This is a genomic window from uncultured Thiodictyon sp., assembly GCF_903828115.1.
Taxonomy (GTDB): Bacteria; Pseudomonadota; Gammaproteobacteria; order Chromatiales; family Chromatiaceae; genus Thiodictyon.
On sequence record NZ_CAIKKU010000178.1, the window covers coordinates 1 to 4,630 of the forward strand.

5 protein-coding genes are annotated in these 4,630 nt (G+C 67.3%); 2 read left to right on the forward strand and 3 right to left on the reverse strand.

Annotated features, from left to right (window positions below; genetic code table 11):
- Positions 1–190: 190 nt before the first annotated feature.
- The 3 genes from rdgB to QZY48_RS06420 form a co-directional block, all read right to left on the reverse strand.
- The gene (gene rdgB, locus QZY48_RS06410; protein WP_295429175.1) at positions 191–820 is read right to left on the reverse strand and encodes an RdgB/HAM1 family non-canonical purine NTP pyrophosphatase; all 630 of its coding nucleotides are present in this window, start codon (positions 818–820) and stop codon (positions 191–193) included.
- 283 nt (positions 821–1,103) lie between these two features.
- Positions 1,104–1,820, reverse strand: a complete 717-nt coding sequence (rph, locus tag QZY48_RS06415) for a ribonuclease PH (RefSeq protein WP_100921510.1) — start codon at positions 1,818–1,820, stop codon at positions 1,104–1,106.
- 53 nt (positions 1,821–1,873) lie between these two features.
- Complete coding sequence (locus QZY48_RS06420; RefSeq protein WP_295429179.1) at positions 1,874–2,809, reverse strand: serine/threonine-protein kinase; 936 nt, start codon at positions 2,807–2,809, stop codon at positions 1,874–1,876.
- Positions 2,810–3,003: 194 nt separating this feature from the next.
- On the opposite strand from QZY48_RS06420, the gene QZY48_RS06425 reads away from it, so the two are divergent.
- Positions 3,004–3,870, forward strand: coding sequence for a YicC/YloC family endoribonuclease (locus QZY48_RS06425; protein ID WP_295429182.1), 867 nt, complete (start codon positions 3,004–3,006; stop codon positions 3,868–3,870).
- Between the two features lie 13 nt (positions 3,871–3,883).
- Positions 3,884–4,501, forward strand: coding sequence for a guanylate kinase (gene gmk / locus QZY48_RS06430; RefSeq protein WP_295429184.1), 618 nt, complete (start codon positions 3,884–3,886; stop codon positions 4,499–4,501).
- The last annotated feature ends 129 nt before the right edge of the window (positions 4,502–4,630 follow it).

Sequence of the window (4,630 nt, forward strand, 5' to 3'; positions counted from 1 at the left end):
TGGCACCCGCGCCACCCCGGGACATGAAAGTCCTCTCGAATGCTAGCTCGATGGCCAGCGTGCGGGGCGGCGTAGTCAGGGCTTCCAGCCCTGACTGTTCCAGCCCCGACACCGTCAGGCCAGGATGGCCTGACTACGCACCTTCACGGTCATGCCTCGACCTGCGGTGTCCTTGCGGCCGGAGCGACGATCAAGGCCCGGAGGCCGGTGCACTGCCCTCCATGAGCCGATGCAGTTCACGCAGGGCCTGTCCGCGGTGGCTGATCCGATTCTTCTCGACCGGGTCGAGTTCCGCCGCGGTGCAGCCATGGGTCGGGACCAGGAACACCGGGTCATAGCCGAAGCCGTTCGCGCCGCGCGACTCGCGCAGGATCAGCCCCTCCCAGGTGCCCTGGCAGATCAGGGGCGTGGGGTCCTGCGGGTCGCGCAGATAGACCAGCACGCATTGATAGCGCGCGGTGCGCTCCTCATCGGGCACCCCCTCCAGGTCACGCAGGAGTCGCGCCAGATTGTCCGCATCGCAGGCCTGGGGGCCGGCATAGCGGGCGGAGTAGATCCCCGGGGCGCCGTCCAGCGCATCCACCTCGATGCCGGAATCGTCCGCCATCGCCGCGAGCCCGCTGTGCCGGGCGGCGTTGCGGGCCTTGAGGATGGCGTTCTCGACGAAGGTCAGGCCGGTCTCCGCGGCCTCCGGCACCCCGTGCGCCCCTTGGGGGCTGACCGCAATCCGGGCATCCGCAAGCAATTGGCTGAATTCGCGCACCTTGCCGGGGTTGTTGCTGGCAAGGACGATGGTTTCACCGCGGTGGGATCTGGTCATGGGCTCGTTCTCTCGGATTTGCGGTCTCGCAAGTCGGCGGGAATCCAAATAGGGCATAGTAGTGAGTCAAGAACAAGCTAAACCCAATCGTTGTCGTTGTCGTTGTCGTAATCGTAATCGTAATCGGAGAAACGCTGCAAATTGGCTTGCGAGAGAATCCTGGGCGCTACGATAGACTCGACAACGACAACGACAACGACAACGGTGCTGAGAAGGATCCTGCTAATCCTGCAAAATCCTGTTAATCCTGTCCATTTGAATGAAGCTTGTCAGGGCCAGGCGCTCAGAGGCCAAGGGCGTCGCGCTGCATGTCATGCAGTTGCCGAATCCCATAGCCGCCCAATTCCAGCAGCCCATCCAACTCGGCGCGGGTGAAGGGCTCACCCTCGGCGGTGCCTTGGAGTTCGATGAAGCGCCCTTCTCCATCCATGACCAGGTTCATGTCGGTATGGGCGCTGGAATCCTCCGCATAGTCGAGATCGAGGATCGCGATGCCCTCGTGTATCCCCACCGATACCGCGGCCACCTGGGTGCGGATGGGATCGGCGGCCAGGGTGCCGTTCGCCCGCAGCCCGGCCAGGGCATCCCAGAGCGCCATCCAGGCGCCGGTGATGGCGGCGGTGCGGGTGCCGCCGTCGGCCTGGAGCACGTCGCAGTCGAGCGTCAGGGTGCGCTCACCCAGCGCCTGGAGGTCCACCGCCGCGCGCAGTGAGCGCCCGATCAGGCGCTGGATTTCCTGGGTGCGCCCACTCTGCTTGCCGCGGGCCGCCTCCCGCGGGCTGCGCTCATGGGTGGCGCGCGGCAACATGCCGTACTCAGCGGTGATCCAGCCCCGGCCCTGACCCTTCAGGAAGGGCGGTACCCGCTCCTCGACGCTGGCGGTACACAGCACCCGGGTGTCGCCGAACTCCACCAGCACCGAACCCTCGGCATGGCGGGTATAGCCGCGGGTGAAATGGATCGGGCGAAGTTCGTCCGGCTCGCGGGTTGAGGATCGCATGGGGCTTGAGTCTCCGGGTGTCTGGGGTGGGGGGTGACTGGTCGGCGGCCGGCTCAGGCCGTGTCTCTGGGCCGCTGCGTCTCGGGCAGGTCGGCCAGGCGCGACTGCGGCAGGCCGGCGGCTTGACGGGCCAGCGCGTTCAGGAGTTCACCCGCGTCCTGCGGGCGTTTGGTGGGGTCCATGGACATCGACCAGTCCACGGCCTCCAACAGGAAGCTGGGGTAACGATTCTTGAGTTCGACCACGGCCGGGATCAGCCGGTCCTCCTGGTGACGATCGATCGCCGGCGGCGGCGTGCGGCCCTCCATGCAGGTGCGCAGGCTGGCGCCCACGGCATAGACATCGGTCCAAGGGCCCACATGGCCGCCGCGGTAGTATTGCTCCACCGGCGAGTAACCGGCGGTGATGACCTGACCCCCGCGGGCGCGCCCGCGGCTCAAGGGGTGGACGGCGCCGAGATCCAGCAGCAGGGGCTGGTTGCCGTGGCGCAGGTGAATGTTACCCGGCTTCACGTCCAGGTGGAGCATGGAGCGGTTGTGCAGCAAGGCCAGGGCGTCCAGGATCGGCAGGAAGACGTCCAGGATGAAGGTCGTGCTCAGGCCCCCCCGGCGCTCCTGGATATAGGCCCCGAGGTTGCGTCCGCGCTCGTTGGGCATGACCAGGTAACCGGTCTGGTTGGCGAGAAAGAAATCCAGGACGCGCACGATATTCGGGTGCTTTAGCGACGCCAGGGCCTTGACTTCCTGAAAGAAAAGTCGGCGCCCGCGGTGCAGGTTCTCGATATACTGGGGCTCCATGGCTACCAGATACCCGCGGTGGTTGCGGCGGGCGATCTTCTTGGGCATGAACTCCTTGATCACTACCTCGTCGCCTGTTTCCTCTACGCGCGCAAGGTAAATCAGGCTGAAACCGCCCTTGGCGATGCTATCGACGAGTCGATAGGCGCCGAGCATGGTGTCGGGCGGCAGGCTTTCGCGGGCGGCGGACATAGTGGTCAGGGCCGAACCTCATGAGGGTCGTGGGTCGCGGCCGGGGCCGCGGGCCGGCGGGGCGGGCGTACCGCGCCCGCACCGGGCGCAGCGAGTGACCTCGCCCGCCCGCCTGCGAGGGTATGATAGTGCTACCCTCACTGCAATCTCTGCCGCTGCATCTTGCCGCCGCGCGCAACTATAGGCCACCCCGGATGATCAAGAGTATGACCGCCTTCGCTCGGGAGACCCGCACCGGGGACCTGGGTGAGCTGGCGTGGGAGCTGCGCAGCGTCAATCACCGCTTCCTCGAGCCCCATCTGCGGCTGCCCGAGGAACTGCGCGCCCTGGAACCGGCCGTGCGCGACCGGCTGACGGCGCGGCTGCAGCGCGGCAAGGTGGACTGCACCCTGCGCTATTGCCCGGCGCTGGGGATGTCCGGCAGCCTGCGGGTCAACCGCCCCTTTGTCGAGCAATTGTTGGCGGCCGGGCAGGAGATCGCCGACCTGATCGGCCGGTCCGCGGAGCCCACCGGGTTTGAACTGCTGCGCTGGCCGGGGGTGATCCAAGAGCAGGAGCGGGACCTGGATCAGGTGACCAACGCCGCCCTGACCCTGCTGGACGAGGCGCTCACCACGCTGCTGGCCACCCGGGAGCGCGAGGGTGCGCGCCTGGGCCTGCTCCTGCGTGAGCGCTGCGACCGGTTGCAGGAGTCGGTAGTGCGGGTGCGCGCGCGGATGCCGGAGGTCCTGGCCGGGGTGCGCAAGCGCCTGGCCGACCGGCTCGCGGAGATCCGCGCCGAATTGGACCCGGGGCGCCTGGAACAGGAACTGGCCCTCCTCGCCGCCCGGCTGGACGTGGCGGAGGAGATGGATCGGCTCGAGGCCCATGTGGCCGAGGTCCGGGACGTCCTCGGGCGCGACGAACCGGTGGGCCGTCGGCTCGACTTTCTGATGCAGGAATTGAACCGGGAGGCCAACACCCTGGGCTCCAAGTCCGCGGACGTGGCGGTCACGCGCGAGGCGGTCGAGATGAAGGTCCTGATCGAGCAGATGCGCGAGCAGATCCAGAACCTGGAATAGCCGGATTTCAATCATGCATGATGGCATCCTGCTGATCGTCTCAGCCCCGTCCGGGGCCGGCAAGACCAGCCTGGTCCAGGCCCTGCTGGAGCGGGACCCGGGGCTCGGGCGCTCCGTCTCGGCCACCACCAGGGCGCCGCGCCCCGGCGAGCGCGACGGGGCGCATTACCACTTTCTCACGGTCGACACCTTTCGCGCCGAGCTCGCCGCCGGCGGCTTCCTGGAACATGCGGAGGTCTTCGGCAATCTGTACGGGACCCGCGCGGCCGACGTACGCCGCGACTGCGCCCCGGGCCGCGGCCTGATCCTGGAGATCGACTGGCAGGGCGCGCGCCAGGTCAGGGCCTGCTTTCCGGCCTCGGTGGGGGTCTTCATCCTCCCGCCGTCCGGGCGCGAACTGGAGCGGCGTTTACGCACCCGCGGCACCGACAGCGACGCGGTGATCGCGCGCCGGCTGGCCCAGGCGCGGGAGGACTGCACCCATTGGGACGAATACGACTACGTGGTGGTCAACGACCGCTTCGAGACCGCCGTGGCGGACCTGGCGGCGGTCGTCGGCGCCGAACGGCTGCGCAGCACGCGCCAACTGGGCCTGCCCGCGCGCCTTGGTGCCGAGCTGCGTACCGTCTAAGTAGCTAATAAATAGCACGTTTATATAACGCGATCGTTGTCGTTGTCGTTGTCGTTGTCGTAATCGGAGAAGCGATGCAATTCGGCGTGCGAGAGAATCCGGGGCGCTACGATAACCTCGATTACGACA